This window comes from Candidatus Chloroploca sp. Khr17, assembly GCF_004138165.1.
Lineage (GTDB): Bacteria > Chloroflexota > Chloroflexia > Chloroflexales > Chloroflexaceae > Chloroploca.
The window spans coordinates 19806-39626 of the sequence record NZ_RYFF01000009.1; the positions used below are offsets into that span (position 1 = coordinate 19806).

12 protein-coding genes and 2 pseudogenes are annotated in these 19821 nt (G+C 60.1%); 8 read left to right on the forward strand and 6 right to left on the reverse strand.

The genetic code is table 11. The annotated features are described in order from the left end of the window. Nucleotides 1–119: 119 nt before the first annotated feature. From kdpC to kdpF, 4 genes are read right to left on the reverse strand one after another with little or no spacing between them, the layout of a single operon-like run. Nucleotides 120–725 (reverse strand): potassium-transporting ATPase subunit KdpC, encoded by a 606-nt coding sequence (gene kdpC / locus EKD05_RS07535; protein ID WP_129671830.1) that lies wholly within the window; start codon nt 723–725, stop codon nt 120–122. Between the two features lie 32 nt (nt 726–757). Next, nucleotides 758–2830 (reverse strand): potassium-transporting ATPase subunit KdpB, encoded by a 2073-nt coding sequence (kdpB, locus tag EKD05_RS07540; protein ID WP_129671831.1) that lies wholly within the window; start codon nt 2828–2830, stop codon nt 758–760. A gap of 13 nt (nt 2831–2843) precedes the next feature. Further along, nucleotides 2844–4619, reverse strand: coding sequence for a potassium-transporting ATPase subunit KdpA (gene kdpA, locus EKD05_RS07545; protein WP_129671832.1), 1776 nt, complete (start codon nt 4617–4619; stop codon nt 2844–2846). Then, nucleotides 4619–4708 carry a K(+)-transporting ATPase subunit F gene (gene kdpF, locus EKD05_RS07550; protein ID WP_129671833.1) on the reverse strand — a complete coding sequence of 30 codons (90 nt, stop codon included), beginning with the start codon at nt 4706–4708 and terminating at the stop codon, nt 4619–4621. Before kdpF ends, kdpA begins: the two co-directional genes overlap by 1 nt. A gap of 305 nt (nt 4709–5013) precedes the next feature. Between kdpF and EKD05_RS07555 the strand changes: the two genes are divergently transcribed. Continuing rightward, the gene (locus tag EKD05_RS07555; protein ID WP_129671834.1) at nt 5014–7788 is read left to right on the forward strand and encodes a sensor histidine kinase KdpD; all 2775 of its coding nucleotides are present in this window, start codon (nt 5014–5016) and stop codon (nt 7786–7788) included. A 118-nt stretch (nt 7789–7906) separates the two neighbouring features. Here the strand turns inward: EKD05_RS07555 and EKD05_RS07560 are convergent, their stop codons facing one another. Further along, complete coding sequence (locus tag EKD05_RS07560) at nt 7907–9757, reverse strand: APC family permease (protein ID WP_129671835.1); 1851 nt, start codon at nt 9755–9757, stop codon at nt 7907–7909. 978 nt (nt 9758–10735) lie between these two features. Between EKD05_RS07560 and EKD05_RS07565 the strand changes: the two genes are divergently transcribed. Both EKD05_RS07565 and EKD05_RS07570 read left to right on the forward strand, forming a co-directional pair. After that, nucleotides 10736–11023, forward strand: coding sequence for a type II toxin-antitoxin system HigB family toxin (locus EKD05_RS07565; protein ID WP_129671836.1), 288 nt, complete (start codon nt 10736–10738; stop codon nt 11021–11023). Between the two features lie 5 nt (nt 11024–11028). Next, nucleotides 11029–11259, forward strand: coding sequence for a hypothetical protein (locus tag EKD05_RS07570; protein ID WP_129671837.1), 231 nt, complete (start codon nt 11029–11031; stop codon nt 11257–11259). Nucleotides 11260–11324: 65 nt separating this feature from the next. On the opposite strand, the gene EKD05_RS07575 is transcribed toward EKD05_RS07570, so the two are convergent. After that, nucleotides 11325–11777 (reverse strand): nitroreductase/quinone reductase family protein, encoded by a 453-nt coding sequence (locus tag EKD05_RS07575; RefSeq protein WP_165360633.1) that lies wholly within the window; start codon nt 11775–11777, stop codon nt 11325–11327. Between the two features lie 531 nt (nt 11778–12308). On the opposite strand from EKD05_RS07575, the gene EKD05_RS07580 reads away from it, so the two are divergent. From EKD05_RS07580 to EKD05_RS07600, 5 genes and pseudogenes are all read left to right on the forward strand, one after another. Further along, entirely contained in the window at nt 12309–15110 is a 2802-nt protein-coding gene (locus EKD05_RS07580) for a DNA methyltransferase (protein ID WP_129671839.1), read from the forward strand. Beyond that, a pseudogene (locus EKD05_RS07585) lies at nt 15107–15757 on the forward strand (DUF4433 domain-containing protein). The gene EKD05_RS07580 and the pseudogene EKD05_RS07585 overlap by 4 nt, the downstream one beginning before the upstream one ends. A gap of 13 nt (nt 15758–15770) precedes the next feature. Beyond that, nucleotides 15771–16512, forward strand: a pseudogene (locus tag EKD05_RS07590) (macro domain-containing protein). Between the two features lie 52 nt (nt 16513–16564). Further along, nucleotides 16565–18625: a DEAD/DEAH box helicase gene (locus EKD05_RS07595; RefSeq protein WP_129671840.1), complete on the forward strand. Its 2061-nt coding sequence runs from the start codon at nt 16565–16567 to the stop codon at nt 18623–18625. Further along, nucleotides 18618–19808, forward strand: a complete 1191-nt coding sequence (locus EKD05_RS07600; protein ID WP_129671841.1) for a GIY-YIG nuclease family protein — start codon at nt 18618–18620, stop codon at nt 19806–19808. The genes EKD05_RS07595 and EKD05_RS07600 overlap by 8 nt, the downstream gene beginning before the upstream one ends. The last annotated feature ends 13 nt before the right edge of the window (nt 19809–19821 follow it).

A 19821-nucleotide genomic window follows, 5' to 3' on the forward strand; every position in this document is an offset into this window, starting at 1 on the left:
TATGCCGCGCACCTACAGCCGGTCTAGGGCCAATACGTTTCAAAGAAGCTCACGCCAAGCCGCGAAGGGTGAGCGCACCTGCACGAAAACCTTTGCGCCTTTGCGTCAAAAAAACCGCCTTATTTGAAAGGTATTGCGTCTAGGGCCAGGTTGAGGCGCAGCACGTTCACCCGCATCTCGCCCAGGAGGCCGAGGTCGCGGCCCTCGGTGTATTGCGCGACGAGCTCGCGCACCTGTTCCTCGCTCAGGCCGCGGGCCTGGGCCACCCGCCGCACCTGAAACGCTGCCGCCGCTGGGCTGATGTGCGGGTCGAGCCCGCTGCCCGATGCAGTGACCAGATCGGCAGGGTAGGGCGGGGTGGCCTGCGGGTCGGCAGCGCGCAAGGCGTCGATCCGGGCCTGCACTGCCTCGGCCAGCGCCGGGTTGAGCGGGCCAAGGTTTGAGCCCGACGAGCCGACCAGCGCGTCGCCGTTGAAGGCGTTGTAGGGATGCACCCCCGTGGCCGAGAGCCGACCCCAGAAGTAGCGTGGGTCATCGAAGGGCTGGCCGATCAAGTTCGAGCCCCTAACCTGGCCGTCTTCGACAATCAGCGAGCCGTTCGCCTGGGCGGGGAAGACGACTTGGGCGATCCCGGTAACCAGCAGCGGGTAGCCGATGCCGGTGATCAGGGTCAGCACAAGCAGGCTGACCAGGGCCGGGCGAAACTGTTGTCCGATTAGGTTCATTGGAGACAATCCTTTGCGCGCACGAAAGCTAGCTACGCTAGGCCGAGCACGGTCAGCATCACATCGATCAGCTTGATGCCGATGAACGGGGCGATCAGGCCGCCCAGTCCGTAGATCAGCAGGTTGCGCTGCAGCAGCTGGGCCGCACCCATCGGGCGGTATTTGACGCCGCGTAGGGCCAGCGGGATGAGGAAAGGAATGATGATCGCGTTGAAGATGACCGCCGAGGCAATCGCGCTCGAGGGCGAGGTCAGGCCCATCACGTTGAGCGCGTTGAGCTGCGGGTAGGTGACAGCGAAGGCCGCCGGGATGATCGCAAAATACTTAGCCACATCGTTGGCAATGCTGAATGTCGTCAGCGAGCCGCGCGTGATCAGCAGTTGCTTGCCAATCTCGACCACCTCGATCAGCTTGGTCGGGTTCGAGTCCAGGTCAACCATGTTGCCGGCCTCTTTGGCCGCCTGGGTGCCCGAGTTCATCGCCACGGCCACGTCAGCCTGGGCGAGGGCTGGCGCGTCGTTGGTGCCGTCGCCGGTCATCGCCACCAGACGCCCGCCGGTCTGATACTCGCGGATGAGCTGGAGCTTGGCCTCGGGTGTGGCCTCGGCCAGGAAGTCGTCTACGCCGGCCTCGGCGGCGATGGCGGCGGCCGTGAGCGGGTTGTCGCCGGTGATCATCACCGTCTTGATGCCCATGCGCCGCAGCTCGGCAAAGCGCTCTTTCATCCCGCCCTTGACGATGTCCTTGAGCTGCACCACGCCCAGCACCTTCGCTTTGTCGGCCACCACCAGCGGCGTGCCGCCACGACGAGCGATGGTCTCGACCGTCAAACGTACCTCGGGGGGAAACTGGCCGCCCTGGCTTTCGACGTAGCGCTGGATGGCGTCGGACGCTCCTTTGCGCACCATGCTGCCACTGAGGTTCACGCCGCTCATGCGTGTCTGCGCTGTGAAGGGCACGAACTCTGCCCCTAACTCCTGGACATTGCGCTCACGGATGCCATACTTCTCTTTGGCCAACACGACGATCGAGCGGCCTTCGGGTGTCTCGTCGGCCAGTGAGGAGAGCTGGGCGGTATCCGCCAAGTGTTGCTCGCTGATACCATTGGCGGGGATGAAGGCCACCGCCTGCCGGTTGCCCAGGGTGATGGTACCGGTCTTATCGAGCAGCAGCACATCCACGTCGCCGGCGGCCTCGACCGCACGACCCGACATCGCGATGACGTTCGCCTGAATCATGCGATCCATGCCTGCGATGCCAATGGCCGAGAGCAACCCGCCGATCGTGGTCGGAATGAGACATACCAGCAACGCCACCAGTACGGCCACGGTGACCGGTGCGCCCGTGCCATTGGCCTGCACCGCAAAGAGCGAGAAGGGCAGCAGCGTAGTGGTAGACAGCAGGAAGATGATCGTCAGCGCGGCCAGCAAGATGTTGAGCGCGATCTCGTTGGGCGTTTTCTGGCGCTTGGCCCCCTCGACCATGCCGATCATGCGGTCGAGGAAGGTCTCGCCGGGGTTGGCGGTGATGCGCACCACCAGCCAGTCGCTCAGCACCGTGGTGCCGCCAGTAACGGCTGAGCGGTCGCCGCCGCTTTCGCGGATGACCGGGGCGCTCTCGCCCGTGATCGCGCTCTCATTGACCGAGGCCACGCCCTCTAGCACCTCGCCATCCGAGGGAACCACGTCGCCGGCCTCGACCAGCACGACATCGCCAGCCCGCAGATCACCCGACGAGACGGGGCTGAACTGAGCGCCGTAGCGCGGCTCGCGGAGCTTCTTGGCCTGCACATCGCGGCGGGACTTGCGCAGCGTATTGGCCTGGGCCTTGCCGCGGCCCTCAGCCATCGCCTCGGCAAAGTTGGCAAACAGCACGGTGAACCAAAGCCACACGCTGATCGCGAAGATAAAGCTGGCGGGAGCCTCGCCCTGGCCGACGAGGGCCTGAAGCCAGAGCACGCTGGTCAGCATTGCGCCCACCAGCACGACAAACATCACCGGGTTGCGGATCTGGATGCGCGGGTCCAGCTTCTGGAACGAGGCCACGATGGCCTGGCGAACGATCGCCGCCTCAAAGAGTGGGCGCGACTGCGGTTGCAGGGTCATTTTCTTGTTTCCTCTACAGCCCCAGCATCAGCAGGTGCTCGACGATCGGGCCGAGCACCAGGGCTGGGATAAAGGTCAGAGCACCGACGATGATCACCACGCCAATCAGCATCACGACAAAGAGCGGCGTATCGGTCGGCAACGTGCCGGGGCCGACGGGCACCGTCTTTTTGGCGGCCAGCGAGCCAGCGATCGCCAGCACGGGCACCATCAGCCAGAAGCGCGCAATCAGCATCGCCAGGCCGCCGGTGGTGTTGTAGAAGGGGTTGTTCGCCCCCAGGCCGGCAAAGGCCGAACCGTTGTTGTTGCCCATCGAGCTGTAGGCGTAGAGCACCTCGCTGAAGCCGTGGGCACCCGGGTTGTAGATCGAGGTGTAGCTGATGTTCGGGTCGTACAACGCACCCTTGCCCCAGGGGGTGGACACCGCCAGAGCGGTGAAGAAGAGCACCACCACGCAGGGGATGAGGATGAACAGCGAGGCCATCTTCATCTCGAAGGCCTCGATCTTCTTGCCCAGGTACTCGGGCGTGCGCCCCACCATCAGCCCGGCGATGAACACCGCGATGATCGCAAAGATCAGCATCCCGTAGAGTCCCGAGCCCACGCCGCCGAAGATCACTTCGCCGAGTTGCATCAGGAAGAGCGGCACCAGCCCACCGAGCGGCGTGTAGCTGCCGTGCATCGAGTTCACCGAGCCGTTGGAGGCCGCCGTCGTCGCCGCCGCCCAGAGCGCAGAGTTCACCACGCCGAAGCGGGTCTCCTTGCCCTCCATATTGCCGCCAGCCTGGGCGTCGCTCGCCACAAGGTTCACGCCAAGCTGCGCGAGTTGCGGCGTGCCCGCCTGCTCCTGCACGACCGCCAGCACGAGCAGCGGCACGAAGATGATCGTCATTGCGGCCAGCACCACCCAGCCTTGTCGGGTGTCGCCCACCATCGTGCCAAAGGTGTAGCAGAGCGCCGCCGGGATGAGCAGGATGCTCAGCATCTGCAAGAAGTTCGTGAGCGGCGTCGGGTTTTCAAAGGGATGGGCCGAGTTGACGTTGAAGAAACCGCCGCCGTTGGTGCCTAGCTGCTTGATTGCAACCTGCGAGGCCGCCGGACCCACGGGCAGGGTCTGGGTCGTCACTGGGTTGCCGTCACCGTCGGTGGTCGCCTGCAGCAGCGGCACCTCGGTTGGCGGGTTGAAACTCTGCACGACCCCCTGTGAGACAAGGGCCAGGGCCAGGATCAACGCAAGTGGCAACAGGATGTAGAGCGTCGTGCGGGTCACGTCGACCCAGAAGTTGCCGATGCTCTGGGTGGTGCGCCCGCGTAGCCCGCGGATCAGCGCGACCAGCACGGCTATGCCCGAGGCGGACGAAAGGAAGTTCTGCACGTTCAGGCCAAGCATCTGGGTGAGGTAGCTCATCGTCACCTCGCCGCCGTAGCCCTGCCAGTTGGTGTTGGAGGCGAACGAGGCCGCAGTGTTGAAGGACGAATCGGGCGTCACCGCACCCAACATGGCCGGATTGAGTGGCAGCACGGCCTGGAGCCGCTGAAGCCCGTAGACCGCCAGCATGCCCAGGGCGTTGAAGAGGATCACGGCAATGGCGTACTGCTTCCAACTCTGCCCCGCGTCCTCGCGGGTGCCGAGCAGACGGTACAAGCGCCGCTCGAGCGGGGCGAGCAGGGTATTCAGCCCGACGTTCTGGCCCTCGTAGACGCGCGCCATGTACCAACCCAGCGGCTTGACCAGCGCGAACAGCACGACGAGGTAGAGAACGATCTGCACCCATCCGTTGGCAGTCATCAGAAACGCTCCGGATGCAATAGGGTGACAAACAGGTAGACCATCAGCGCCAGTGCCAGCGTAGCACCAACGAGGTACAGCACATCCATCACTTGCCTCCCATCAATCGGTCACTGTACGCGATCAGCCCCCAGGTCAGGGCGAAGAACAGCACCGTCAGTCCGAGAAAGACCAGATCCATCTCTTACCTCTCATGGTTGGTCACGAACCCTGTAGATACTGTAATCCTGATGGGTATAAAAGTGGCGTATAAAAAGTGACCGGGGCGTAAAAATTCTGTATAAACGGCACCTTACTGGTCTGCAGTGGTCTACAATGGAGCCGTGACCTACAATTGAGGCGCTGCCTGAACGATGCAAGCAACGCCTCCAGCCCACCGTAGACGAGGAGCGTGATGAGCGACCAGAGCCGGCCCGATCCTGATGCCCTACTGGCTCGCGTGCAGGCCGAGCAAGCCGCCGCTACCCGAGGGCGCCTGACGGTCTTCTTCGGTGCCGCCCCCGGCGTCGGCAAGACCTATGCAATGCTCGAGGCAGCCCACGCCCGCAAGGCCGAGGGGGTGGACGTTGTCGTGGGCATCGTCGAGACCCACGGCCGTGCAGAGACCCAGGCGCTGCTCGATGGGTTGGAGGTACTGCCGCACCAGGAGCTGTCCTACCACGGCGTTACCCTGCGCGAGTTCGATCTCGACGCCGCCCTCGCCCGCTGCCCCCGGCTTATCCTGATGGACGAGTTGGCGCACACCAATGCCCCCGGCACCCGCCACCCCAAGCGCTGGCAGGATGTCCACGAGCTCCTTACCGCCGGCATCGAGGTCTACACCACGGTCAACGTCCAGCATCTTGAAAGCCTCAACGATGTTGTGGCCCAGATCACCGGGGTGATTGTGCGCGAGACCGTGCCCGACACCGTGGTCGAGCAGGCCGACGAGGTCAAGCTGATCGACCTGCCCACCGATGACCTGCTCCAGCGCCTGCGTGAAGGCAAGGTCTACCTGCCGCAGAACGCCGAGCGGGCAATGGGCAACTTCTTCCGCAAGGGCAACCTGATCGCGCTGCGTGAACTGGCCCTGCGGCGCACCGCCGACCGCGTCGACGCCCAGATGGAACTCTACCGGCGCGACAATGCGATCTCTACACCCTGGCCGACAGCGCTGCGCCTGCTGGTCGGCATTAGCTCGGGGCCATCGGCGGCGCACCTGGTGCGCGCAGCCCGCCAGATGGCCGCCGGTCTGCGCGCCGAGTGGATTGTCGCCTATGTTGAGACGCCCACGGAACTGCGTCGCCCCGAGGCTGAGCGCGAGCGAGCGGTGCAAACCCTGCGCCTCGCCGAACAACTCGGCGCAGAAACGCTCACCCTCAGCGCCACAAACGCCGCCGCTGAGCTCCTCTCCTACGCACGCACCCGCAATATCTCGAAGATCGTGATCGGCAAGCCCGAACGTCCCCGCTGGCAGGATATGCTCTTTGGCTCGGTCGCCGACGATCTGCTCCGCAAGAGCGGCGTGATCGACATCTACGTGCTTTCGGGCGACTTCGGCGATACCGAGCCACTCCTGCGCACGCCGCTCCAGCTCACGAGCCCATGGCAGACCTACGCGGCTGCGCCAGTCCTGGTGGCGGTATGCACTCTGCTCGCCCTGGGGGTTGACCAGCTTGGCATCGGCGAAGCAAATATCATTATGCTCTACCTGCTGGGTGTGCTCGGCGTGGCGTTGGCCGGCGGCCGTGGTCCGTCAACCCTGGCAGCGATGCTCAGTGTGCTGAGCTTCAACTTCTTCTTCGTCAATCCCCGCAGCACCTTCACCGTCACCGACGTGCGCTACCTGATCACCTTTGGCGTGATGCTCGTGGTTGCCCTAGTGGTGAGCAACTTGACCATCCGCTTCCGCCAGCAGGCCGAGGCGGCCCGGCAGCGCGAGCGGCGCACGGCGGCCCTCTATGTGCTCAGCCGCGAGTTCGCCAGCACCCGCGGGACGGAAAAGCTGCTCCGCGTGGCGGTGCGCCACATCGCCGAAGTGTTCGACAGCCAGGTGGTTATCTTGCTCCCCTGCGCCGACCGCATGCTCCGGCCCTGGGGCGAGGTGAGCGGCTGGTCAGAAGGCATCGACCCGGCACACCTGTTTGGCCTGAGCGGGGCCGAGCAGGGGGTGGCGCAGTGGGTCTTTGACCACACCGAGCGGGCCGGGCTAGGCACAGATACGCTGCCAAGCGCCGAGGGTCTCTACCTACCGCTGATCGGCTCACGGCGCAGCGTCGGCGTGCTCGGGGTGCGCCCCCGGCAACGGACGCAACTGCTGAACCCTGAGCAGGTACACTTGCTGGAGACCTTCGCCAGCCAGACCGCGCTAGCCTTGGAGCGGGCAGGCCTCGCGGTGGAGGCCGAGCAGGCAACCCTAGCCGCCGAAACCGAGCGGCTGCGCTCGGCCCTGCTCTCCTCGGTCTCCCACGATCTGCGTACGCCGCTGGCGATTATCACCGGTGCGCTCTCCAGTCTCACGCAAGACGGTGACGAGCTAGATCGCGACACCCGCGCCGATCTTGCTCGGACGGCCTGCGACGAGGCCGAGCGCCTCAAACGGCTGCTGACGAACCTGCTAGAGATGACGCGCCTGGAGTCTGGGGCAGTCCATGTGCGGAAGGAGTGGCAGCCCCTGGAAGAAGTAGTAGGGGTGGCGGTTGCTCAAGTTGCCGACGGTGATGAACCATCGGGCCTCCTGCCGGGCTCACGGCCCTTTGACATCACGCTACCAGCCGACCTGCCCCTGGTTCTGCTCGACGGCATCCTGATCGAGCAGGTGCTGGTGAACCTGCTCGACAACGCCGTGAAGCATACGCCCCTCGGCACACCGATCCGCCTTGCTGCGCGCTTTATCCCGGCCTCCGCAGGGCAACCGCAGCCCGCTGTTGAGGTGTCGGTCACCGACCGGGGGCCGGGGCTCGCCCCTGGCGACGAGCAGCGGGTGTTCGACAAGTTCTATCGCGGCGGCGCTGACAGCGGGCGGGGCAATGTCGGGCTCGGGCTGGCAATCTGCAAGGGCATGGTCGAGGCCCACGGCGGGCGAATCTGGGCCGAGAACCAGCCTGAGGGCGGGGCCATGTTCCGCTTCACCATCCCGCTTGAAGGCCACCCACCGACCGTGGGTCCCGAGGCTACCGCCTCGCACTAACGCGTTTCGCTGCACTGGTGGCCTACGGCCGCCAACAAGCTCTGCTTTTCTGGCACAAAGGCCAACTGGCCTTTGCGCCAGAAAAACGGATTGTAAGGGCGAACGCCCTTACAATGTCTTATTGCTCGAGCTTGTAGGGCACGCTGACGACGATCTTGCCTGCCCGGAACATCAGGGCGGTGCGAAGAATCAGGCCCGTCTGGTTGTGGAGCAGATGCTCCCACCAGTGGGCGGGCACAAACTCGGGCAAGATCACCATGACCTCATCGTCGTGATAGCGCCCATCGACCTCGGCGATGTATTTGAGCAGTGGGGTAATCAGTGAGCGGTACGGCGAATCGAGCACCACCAGCGGCACGTCGCAGCCCCAGTCTTGCCAGCGGGCGTGAATCCTCTCGGTGTACTCAGCATCCATGTTTACCGTCACCGCTGTGACATTGTTGGGCGCTAATGCGTTGGCGATCTGCAGCGCTGGCAGGGTGCCCTTGTGGAGGCCGCTAACCAGCACAACCGCAGTCAGTCGGCGTACCGGCTTCGGCTTTGTCGCATTTGCGAGCGAGAGTTGCGCTGCCACCCGCACGTAGTGGCGATGGATCGCCTGGAAAATCACCACTAGCAGTGGGATGAGCACAAGAACCACCCAGGCCCCGTGGGTGAACTTGGTCATCACGAGCACCACCAGCACAACCGCCGTCAACCCAGCGCCCAGACCGTTGATGCCAAGGCCCAACCGCCAGCCCGGCTCCTTCTCGCGTAGGTGGTGGATGACCATCCCACCTTGCGACAGCGTGAACGAGAGAAACACGCCGATGGCGTAGAGCGGCAACATCGCGATCTCGTTGGCACGAAAGAAAACCACAAGGCCGGCCGCAAAGAGCGAGAGCACCACAATGCCGTTGGAGAAGACGAGACGATCACCGCGCGACGAGAACTGGCGTGGCAGAAAACGATCCTTGGCAAGCAGTGAAGCCAGGCGCGGGAAGTCCGCGTAGGCCGTATTGGCGGCCAGAACCAGGATCAGGGCAGTCGCCACCTGGATAATGGTGTAGACCGGGCCGACCCCAAAGACGGTGCGGGCAATCTGCGAGACGATCGTCTCGTGCGTGACCTCGTTCGGCACAGCTGTCAGCCGGTCGGCGAGCCAGGTGATGCCGAGGAACATCGTACCCAGGATGCCAACCATCCAACTCAAGGTTGTCGCGGCGTTCTTGGCTTCAGGGTGCTTGAAGGCGGGGATGCCGTTGGAAATCGCCTCCACACCCGTGAGGGCAGTGCAGCCGGCAGCAAAGGCCCGCAGCACCAGCCACAGTCCGAGGGCCTCGCCGGCGTGGAGTTCAGGCGCGACCGCCTGCACGACGGGCTGAGCCGTGCCGAGCAACATACGTCCGACACCCCAGGCGACCATCGCCAGAATGCATACGATAAAGAGATAGGTCGGGACGGCGAAGACCGCCCCGCTCTCCTTCACACCGCGGAGGTTGGCCAGGCCAACAACGAGAATGCAGAGCAGCGCAATCTCGACGGCGTACTGGGCTAGCCAGGGCGCCCCCCAGTTGGTTGCGAGGGAGGTGATCGCGGCGACGCCGGCCGAGATCGAGACCGCGACTGTCAGCACATAGTCGATCAGCAGGGCCGCTGCGGCGATGAGGCCGGGCAACTGGCCGAGGTTCTCGTGGGCGACAATGTAGGCGCCCCCGCCGTTCGGGTAGGCGTGGATGGTCTGCCGGTACGAGATCGCGACGACAAGCAGCAGAAAGCTAATGCCACCTGCGATGGGCAAGCCAAGGCCCAGGGCAGACGCCCCACCGACGATGAGCACGGCGAGAATGGCCTCGGTAGCGTAGGCGACCGACGAGAGGGCGTCGGAGGAGAAGACCGCCAGGGCGGTGATGTTGTTCAGCCGCTCGTGGTGCTGGTGCTCTGTGGCAATTGGTTTGCCGATCAACAGGCGTTTGAGCAATGAAGCCATGTGAAAACATCTCCTCCAACGTAAGCGATAGGTCAATCGCGGGCAACAAAAAACGCCGACGCGGCAGTCGGCACAAGGGGTCGGCTGTCATGGGAACGCCCTAAAATGAATGGCGCTCGCCGGTGAGCATCTCCCTCGTGCGTGCGATCATACACCCGAGAGCCTGACCACACAAGGGATCACCGTATAAAAATACTGTATATATTTTCTGCTGTCACCAGGCATGGCGGCCGCGCCTCGGCCTCAACTGCGCCAAGGTGAGATAGCCCCGCAACAGGCCGCCTTTGCACGCCGTCGCCGAGGCGTTATGGTTTTTCAGTACATAATCCGCTTATTGGGTATTGGAAACCTGCCAGGTGTGCGCCGCCACAATCCTAGGGCTACCAGAGGGATGTCCTGGCGCACACCTGGCAGGTTTGATATGTCCCGCTGATGGTGCGGTAAACCGTTGCCCAGCTATGATGAAGGTACCACCTCGGTGCGTGCTATGCTACGCAAAGCAGCACGCAGACGAACATCCAACCAGAGAATTTTTCGCATTCACCGATGCAACCGAAAATGCCTCAGCAAAGGCAATCGGTTACGTGGGCGATGGCCTTATACCAATTACGGTTCGTACCCCCGCATTGTCATACTGAGTATCAAGTGGCCCACGGGCCAGTGGCACCGCGATAACATCCAGGGATGTCATTAGGAGCGCAGCGAAGCATCTGTGCCGTCGGGACGCCCGAGACCCTTCGCTTCGCTCAGGGTGACAATGCGACCTCCTCAACGGGAATTGGTCTTATGTGAGAGGTTTGGATCGCGGAGTTGCAGGCTATTTCAGCGTTGGGCGGCGTTCATCCCATGTCCATGCCCATGCCTGCCACACTGCCCACATCCAGGGTGTGCCGTTGCATAACCGGTGCGGCTCGGCTACAATGAAGATGGCGACCGGATGATCCGGGAGGGCTTGGTGCGTGATCAGAACGGGCGTATATGCATATTATTACCCGCAAGCGGTTGAACGAGTTTGCGGCCAAGCATCCCACGGCGAAGGCCAGTTTGGCGCATTGGTATCAGACGTTAAAACCCGCGACGGTGCGCTTGTTCGTCGAACTCCGGGCGCTCTTTCCCAGTGCCGATCAGGTCGGGAAACTGACGGTGTTCAATATTGCTGGGAACAACGTCCGGCTCATCGCCGCGATCCATTACAACCGGCAGAAAATCTACATTCGGGCGGTGCTAACCCACGATGACTATGATGCCGACCGATGGAAGGAGTAAGCTAGATGACCACCAGCGAACTGATCACCGTGGAACAGGTGTGGCCCCAGGTCGCCCCGTTCCTGTTTGTCCCACAGACGGTTCAGGATTATGATCGCCTAGTGGCGATTCTGGATGCGTTGATTGATGTCGTGGGGGAGGATGAAGGCCATCCCCTGGCCTCCTTGATGGATATTGTAGGTGTGGTGGTCGAGCACTATGAGGCCGTGCATGTGCCGGAGTTGGATACGGACTAAGCCCATTCCGCCGAGGGGGTGCATACACCTACTCAGCGCGGCGGATCGGGTCGCCGATCATGCCGCTACAGAGGGTGAAGAACCACCATCGCCTTGTGCTGGCACAATCTTTCTAGGTCAGTGCGGTCGAAACGTAACGGTAACCGATCGAAGAGGTGCATGATCAGGCGGATCATCACCGGATGGCGGCGCAGACGCAGTTCGATGAAATTGGCGATCCGCGTCGGGTCGGTAACAGGCTCGGCTATGGCATCGAATGCCTCTTCTCGCATTTGCACATGAACGCGAGGATTGGCAAGGATGTTCTTGTACCAGTCCGCTTCGACGCCGCGCGCTGAGGCAATATAAAAAATCTCGTCTACCTTCTCATATTGCAACGGAGTCACGCGTGGCAATCCAGAGGTGCGACCAGTGGTAGTCAAGAGCAGCACCACGCGCGTGGGGCCGATGCCGCGCCGATAGTTGGCCGCCATACGGACATTGAGCGCCTTCATGCGGTGGAAGATCGTTTTGGTCATGTTGTTTTTCCTCAACCCCGGTCTGGCGCGTTCCGAACCCTCGCCCGACCCGTGCTTTGCATCCCAGGCTTCTTTTTCTGCCTTGGGCATGTTTCAGAATCGGGCCTTCCAGCTTGACCGTTTGGTAGCACCGGCTTCCAGCCGGTCAGGAAACCCCACCGGCTGGAAGCCGGGGCTACCTTCGCTGCACCGGCTTCCAGCCGGTCAGGAAACCCCACCGGCTGGAAGCCGGGGCTACCTTCGCTGCGAACGGTCAAGCTCGTTTGAAACATGCCTTGGTGCAAGTATACAGCAAGCGTTTGTGAACGGCTCACTGGTGTCCTGGGAGCGAGGGCGGGACGCCCTCGCTCCCAGGCACCCCACATGTGAACACGTACATCTCCGCCAGGGTTTGCCAAGCCCACCTTCGCGGACTATAATCCATCAAGCCTTTGCGTCTTTGTGTCTTCGCGCCTTTGCGCCTTTGCGTCAAACTACCCGTCTTATGCCTTTGCCTCCACGATATCGGGGGCAGAGCAAACTTCGTAGCCTATGAATGCAGTTGAAATCGAAGAAGCCGTTTCGCGGCTCGCTGAAGCGCCTTTTGATCCGCAAACGTTTCCGTTTGCGTTTCTCGAAGCGTTTGGCAATAAGGAGACGACCCTGAAGAAGCTCCAGAGTGGCAATTCGAATCAGTCCGATCTGCCTGGGGGCGTGCTTCAGCGCAATAATATTCATGTGATGGTGTGCCCCGAAGGCGCGGTGCCTGCGACGCTGGCCGCTTTGCGCAATAGTCCGGCGAATGCTCGCTATAAGGTTAAGTTTATTCTCGCTACCGACGGCGCAAGCTTTGAAGCCGAAAATCTCGTTGATGGCGAGACGGTCGCGTGCGCTTACCCCGATTTTCACGAGCATTTCGGGTTTTTCTTGCCGCTGGCGGGCATTACGACGGTCAAGCAGATTCGTGAAAGCGCCTTTGATATTCAGGCTACTGGTCGCCTCAATAAACTTTACGTCAAACTGCTACAGGAAAATCCAGAATGGGAACAAGCCGCGCGCCGCGAGGATTTCAATCACTTCATGGCCCGGTTGATCTTCTGCTTTTTTGCCGAAGATACTACGATTTTTCAGGGCGCGCAGTTGTTTACCAAGACTATTGAGCAGATGAGCGCCAGCGATTCTTCCAATACGGACTGGGTGCTCTCTGAGTTGTTCCGTGCGATGAGTACGTCGCGCATTGACCGGGCGGCTGGCAACTTTCGCCCCTGGGCCAATGCGTTCCCGTATGTGAATGGTGGTCTCTTTTCGGGGAGCGTGGAGGTGCCTCGCTTTAGCAAGATTGCGCGCTCGTATCTGCTGCATGTCGGTACGCTCGATTGGACCAGGATCAACCCCGATATCTTTGGCTCGATGATTCAGGCCGTGGCCGACGATGAGGAGCGTGGCGCGCTGGGCATGCACTATACGAGCGTGCCGAATATTCTCAAGGTGCTGCATCCGCTCTTCCTCGATGATGTGCGCGAACAGTTGGAGGCGGCTGGGGATAACAGTCGCAAGCTGTTGAATCTGCGGCAGCGTATCGCGCGCATTCGTGTGTTCGATCCGGCCTGCGGCTCGGGCAATTTCCTCGTGATTGCATACAAGGAGCTGCGTGCGATCGAGGCGGAGATCAACCGTCGTCGTGGCGAACCCGCGCGCCGGTCTGACCTTCCGCTGACCAATTTTCGCGGTATTGAGCTGCGCCACTTTGCCACCGAAATCGCTCGCCTGGCGCTGATCATTGCCGAATATCAGTGCGATGTTTTGTATCGCGGGCCAACCTTGGCGCTGGCTGAGTTTTTGCCGCTGAAAGCCGAAAACTGGATCACCTGCGGCAATGCGCTGCGCCTAGACTGGCTGAGCCTCTGCCCACCCACCGGCACCGGCGTGAAGCTCTATGCGAACGATCTCTTCAGCACACCGCTCGACCAGGTCGAGATTGATTTTGAAAATGAGGGCGGCGAGACGTATATCTGTGGGAATCCGCCGTATGTTGGCTCAACATGGCAATCGAAAGAGCAAAAGGAAGATTTAAAACGTATTTTTGATGGGCGCACAAAAACGTGGAAATCACTCGATTATGTGGCAGGCTGGTTTATGAAAGCAGTAGATTATGGTACACAGACCCAATCTGCTGCGGCGTTTGTGTCTACCAACTCGATCTGTCAAGGGCAACAGGTGCCAATCCTCTGGCCGCTGATTTTTGCGATGGGACATAAAATCGCGTTCGCGCATACCAGTTTTAAATGGGCGAATCTTGCGAGTCACAATGCTGGGGTGACGGTGGTGATCGTGGGCATTTCCAATCACGCCGAGAAGATGCGGCGGTTGATTTCCATTGCGGACAACGGTGAGGCGATTGCCAAGGAAGCCCCGAACATAAACGCTTATTTGGTAGCTGGACCCAACATTATTGTTGAAAAAGCGTCGAAGCCGTTGAGTGCTCTCTTTGAAATGAGCTTTGGCAACAAACCCGTTGATGGTGGAAACTTGCTTCTCTCCACTGATGAGGTGAAGATGCTTGGCCTTACCAAAGAACAACGCGAAAGTTTGATTCGGCGGATTTATGGATCAGCCGAATTTATTCGAGGTCTACCCCGGTATTGCCTGTGGATTGATGAAGCACATCTTGATCCGGCATTAGCCATCGAGCCGATCCGTCAGCGCATTGAAGGCGTGCGCACAATGCGACTGGCGAGTCGTGACAAGAGTGCGAACACAATGGCTGCCCGTGCCCACCAAATGCGTGAGATGAATATTGGGAAATGCTGGACAATAATTGTTCCTCGCACATCTTCCGAAAACCGTCCATTCTTGCCAAATGGACTTATTGATAGTCACAGTACAGTAACAAGCGAAGCCTTCGCCCTTTACGACGCGCCGCTCTGGAACATGGCCCTGATCGCCTCACGCCTGCACCTAGTCTGGATTGCAACCGTCTGTGGCAAGCTAGAGACCCGATACCGCTACTCCAACACCCTGGGTTGGAACACCTTCCCGGTGCCGACGCTGACGGAGCAAAACAAAGCCGACCTGACCCGTTGCGCCGAAGAGATTCTGCTGGCCCGCGAGCACTATTTCCCGGCGACGATCGCCGACATGTACGATCCTGAGCGCATGGATAGCGAATTTCCACTGGTACGCGAGGCCCACGAGCGCAACGACGAAGTGCTGGAACGGATCTACATTGGTCGCCGCTTCAAAAACGACACCGAGCGGCTCGAAAAACTCTTTGACCTGTACACCAAAATGACCGCACGGCAGACCGGGGGGCTCAGGCAGGCAAAACACTCGACGAGGGGTGAAGGGGGATGACACCGATACCTAATGAGCCCAAGATCTATCACATAACCCATATTGACAACCTCGCCAGCATTGCCACCAGCGCAGAATTGGTCTCTGATGCCAAGCGGCTTGCCAGCAATCTCTCGTGTGCATTGGTCGGTATGTCCTCGATCAAGCAGCGCCGCCTGCGGGAGATCGGGGTCACCTGACACCCTGGCACGACCGTCGGCCAATACGTACCGTTTTACTTCTGCCCACGCTCGATCATGCTCTACATTCTGCGCATGGGCAATCATCCAGATGTTAGTTACCGAGGCGGGCAGCAGCCGATCATCCATCTGCAAGCGGACTTTCATCGAGTCACCGCTTGGGCAGATGCACATGCAGTCCCTTGGGCCTTCAGCACAAGCAATGCTAGCTCCTACCTTACCAGTTTCTACAGCGATCCCGTCCGGCTTAGCGACATTGACTGGCAAGCTGTTGCCGCTACCGATTTCCGGGATGCCCAGATCAAAGACGGTAAGCAAGCCGAGTTTCTCATGTTCGACGCATTTCCGTGGGTACTCATCGAGAAAATTGGTATAATTCATCAGAGCATGGCTGTGCAAGTACAGGCTGCCTTGGCGAATAGTGTGCATCGCCCCGCGATAGCGGTCGAGCCTACCTGGTACTTTTAATTGGAGGCGCTGCATGATTACACTGACCCAGGGCGATCTCCTCAAAGCTGATACTGAAGCGCTCGTCAACACTGTGAACTGTGTTGGCGTCATGGGGCGCGGTGTTGCGCTACAATTCCGCAAAGCCTTTCCCGCTAACTTTACAGCATATGCGGTTGCCTGCAAGAATCATCAGGTTCAATTGGGCAAAATGTTTGTGTATCAACTCAATCACCTGTGTAATCCACGCTTTATTATTAATTTTCCGACCAAGAATCACTGGAAAAGTCGTAGTCGGATTGAAGATATTCAAGCAGGACTGGTAGACCTGATCCGGTTTATTCGGCAAGAGCAGATACGCTCGATCGCAGTCCCTCCGTTGGGTTGTGGACTCGGCGGCTTGCATTGGGAGGATGTGCGGCCACTGATTATCGAGGCGTTTCAGCCGCTGCCAGAAGTTGATGTGCTGCTCTTTGAGCCTGCTGGAACACCTAGAGCTGCACCCCAATGCTGCTGAGCAAGCCGAAACATTTCTCGCAGCGCACAATGCAACCCAACAGCGGTTCGACCGGGTTGCCGAGATCATCCAAGGCTTTGAAACGACATTTGGGATGGAGTTGCTCTCGACAGTCCATTGGGTAGCGACACGCGAACAAGCAACGAGCGCAGCAGAAGCCGTTACGAAGGTGCATACCTGGAATAACCGCAAACACATGTTCGATCCACGGCATATCCACCTAGCCTGGCAGCGGCTGCATGAGGCGGGATGGCTCTGACAAACAACGAGGTGCGCGCTGCGCCTCGCATAGCAGCACAAGGTTTGACCCGATGAGCAAACCAATCGCGATCCCCTCGGTTGCGGTCACGTACGCCCAGGCTGGCTCGTCTGTCCGCCCAAATGCGCTCGGGATGCGCCCGATGCAGGAACGCGCGTACCAAAAACGCGGCGAACAGTATCTGCTGATCAAATCGCCCCCGGCCTCGGGCAAGAGCCGGGCGCTGATGTTTATCGCGCTCGACAAGCTGGAAAACCAAGGGCTCAAGCAGGCGATCATTGTTGTGCCCGAAAAAGCTATTGGGGCCAGTTTCCACGACGAGCCATTGAGTCAGTTTGGGTTTTGGGCCGATTGGCGCGTCGAACCGCGCTGGAACCTGTGCGATGCGCCCGGCGGCGACAACGGCGGCAAAGTGCAGGCAGTCAACGCCTTCCTCACGAGCGCAGACAACGTCTTGGTCTGTACCCACGCCACCTTCCGCTTTGCCCTCGACAAGTTCGGTGTCGCTGCCTTCGACGAACGGCTGATCGCCGTAGATGAATTTCACCACGTTTCCGCTAACCCCGATAATAAGCTCGGCGATCAGGTACGTCAGCTCATGGCGCGCAACAAAGCCCATATCGTCGCCATGACCGGCTCATACTTTCGCGGCGATGCCGAGGCTGTGCTGCATCCCGAAGACGAAGCTCAATTCGAGACCGTGACCTACACCTATTATGAGCAACTCAACGGCTACCAATACCTCAAGCAACTCGACCTTGGCTACTTCTTTTACGCGGGCAGCTATACGGACGAAATCTTGCAGGTGCTGAACCCCGGTGAGAAGACCATCGTACACATTCCCAACGTCAACTCGCGTGAAAGCACCAAGGATAAAATTCGCGAGGTCGAGCACATCATCAACGAACTAGGGGCGTGGCAGGGCGTCGATCCAACGACCGGATTTCAGATCGTCAAAACTGCCGCCGGTACGCTCCTGAAGATCGCCGACCTCGTGGATGATGATCCAACCAAGCGCGACAAAGTCGCCGCTGCGCTCAAAGATCCCGCCCAGAAAAACAATCGCGATCACGTCGATCTTATTATTGCGCTCGGCATGGCAAAGGAAGGCTTTGATTGGATCTGGTGCGAACACGCCCTGACGGTCGGCTACCGTTCGAGCCTGACCGAAATTATCCAAATCATCGGGCGCGCCACCCGCGACGCGCCCGGCAAAGCGCGCGCGCGGTTCACCAACCTGATTGCCGAGCCGGATGCGACCGAAACGGACGTTACCGAAGCGGTGAACGATACGCTCAAAGCAATTGCGGCCAGCCTGCTGATGGAACAGGTGCTCGCGCCGCGCTTCGAGTTCAAACCCAAACATCCGAGCAATGAGCCGACGCCTGGCTTCGACTACGGGCAAGGCGGCTATAACCCTGATCAAGCGAATGTGGGCATCAATGCCGAACAAGGTCTCATTCAAATTGAGATCAAGGGGCTGGCTGAACCAAAAAGCCCAGAGGCCACCCGCATCTGCCGCGAGGATCTGACCGAACTGATCACCGCTTTTGTGCAGGACAAGCCAACGATTGAACGTGGCCTGTTTGATGAGGAAGTGGTGCCGGAAGAACTAACCCAGGTGCGCATGGGCAAAATCATCAAAGAACGGTACGCGCATCTTGAAGAGTACGATCAAGAAGCCATCCGCCAGCACGCGGTTGCCGCGCTCAACGTCGTGCAACAAGCCAAAAACACCTTGAACAACGACCCCGGCGAACCCGGCGAGGCAGCGCGCAATACCGCACTGATCGACGGCGTGCGCAAGTTCGCCTTATCCGTCACTGAACTCGATATCGATTTAATCGATCATATCAATCCATTTGGCGAAGCCTATGCGATCCTGGCCAAATCCATGAGCGAAGAACGGCTCAAGCAAGTCGCCGAAGTCATCGCCGCCAGACGCATCAACCTTACGTTGGACGAAGCACGGGCATTGGCACAGCGAGCCCTTCGTTTCAAACAGGAGCGCGGTCGGTTGCCCTCGCTGACAGCGGCCGATCCCTGGGAAAAACGCATGGCCGAAGGGGTCGCCTTGCTCCAACGCAAAGCAAAAGAGGGCAGCAATGCCTGAACAGATCACAGATGAAGATCTGGCGTTGTTAGGCGAACTGGGCATAGACACTGCGCCCGAACAAGGCAACGTACACTCTGCCCGCGAAGAGCGCATCATCGCGGGCTTCGAAGAGATCGAGCGCTTTGTGGCAACCCATGGCAGGCTGCCGCAGCACGGCGAAGACCGCGATATCTTCGAGCGGCTCTACGCGGTGCGGCTCGACCGGTTGCGCGAATTAGCGGAATGCCGCGCACTTTTGCAAGCACGCGACTCACGCGGGCTGTTAGCTGCCGGCGAGGGGGCCAACCTGACGCCAACAGCAGCACTGAGCGATGAAGAACTTCTGGCTTCCCTGGCCATTGAGACAGCCACAGCGAGCGACATCACGCGCCTCGTACACGTGCGCACGCGGGAAGAGATCAAAAGTGCCGAGGAAATTGCCCAACGCACGGCCTGCGCAGACTTTGCGCAATTCAAGCCGATCTTCGACCAGGTGCAACAACAATTAGCGACCGGCGAACGACAAACGGTGAAATATCAGGACAACGCGACCGTTCAGCAAGGCCAACTCTTTATCCTCGACGGGCAGAAGCTGATCGTCGCCGCGATGGGCGAATTATTTGTTGGTGATCATGGCCGCCCAGACCGCAGGCTACGGGTGATCTACGACAACGCCACCGAAAGCGATCTCTTGCTGCGCTCCCTGCAACGAGCCTTGAACAAAGACAAGGCCAGCCGACGCATTACCGAACCAGATTTCGGCCCGCTCTTCGCAAGCATTGCCTCGACCGACGACGCCCCGACCGGCTCAATCTATGTGCTCAGAAGCAAATCGGAGCATCCCTTCATTGCGCAAAACCGGGCAGTCATTCACAAAATCGGCGTGACCGGAGGCGACGTGAAAAGCCGGCTCGCCAATGCCAGGCACGACCCAACCTACCTGCTCGCGGACGTCGAAATCGTCGCAACCTTCACCCTGATAAACCTCAAACCCACGCACCTTGAAGCGCTGCTGCACCAGTTTTTCGGCAATGCCCGCCTAGATCTCGAATTGCACGATCGCTTCGGTTTGCCCGTGAAACCACGCGAATGGTTTCTTGTGCCCTTGGACGTGATCGAAGCAACTCTGGAAAAAATCAAAGCAGGCACCATCGATCAATTCCGCTATGATCCGACGACAGCGAGCCTCACTCGACGCTAAGACAAGGTTTCAA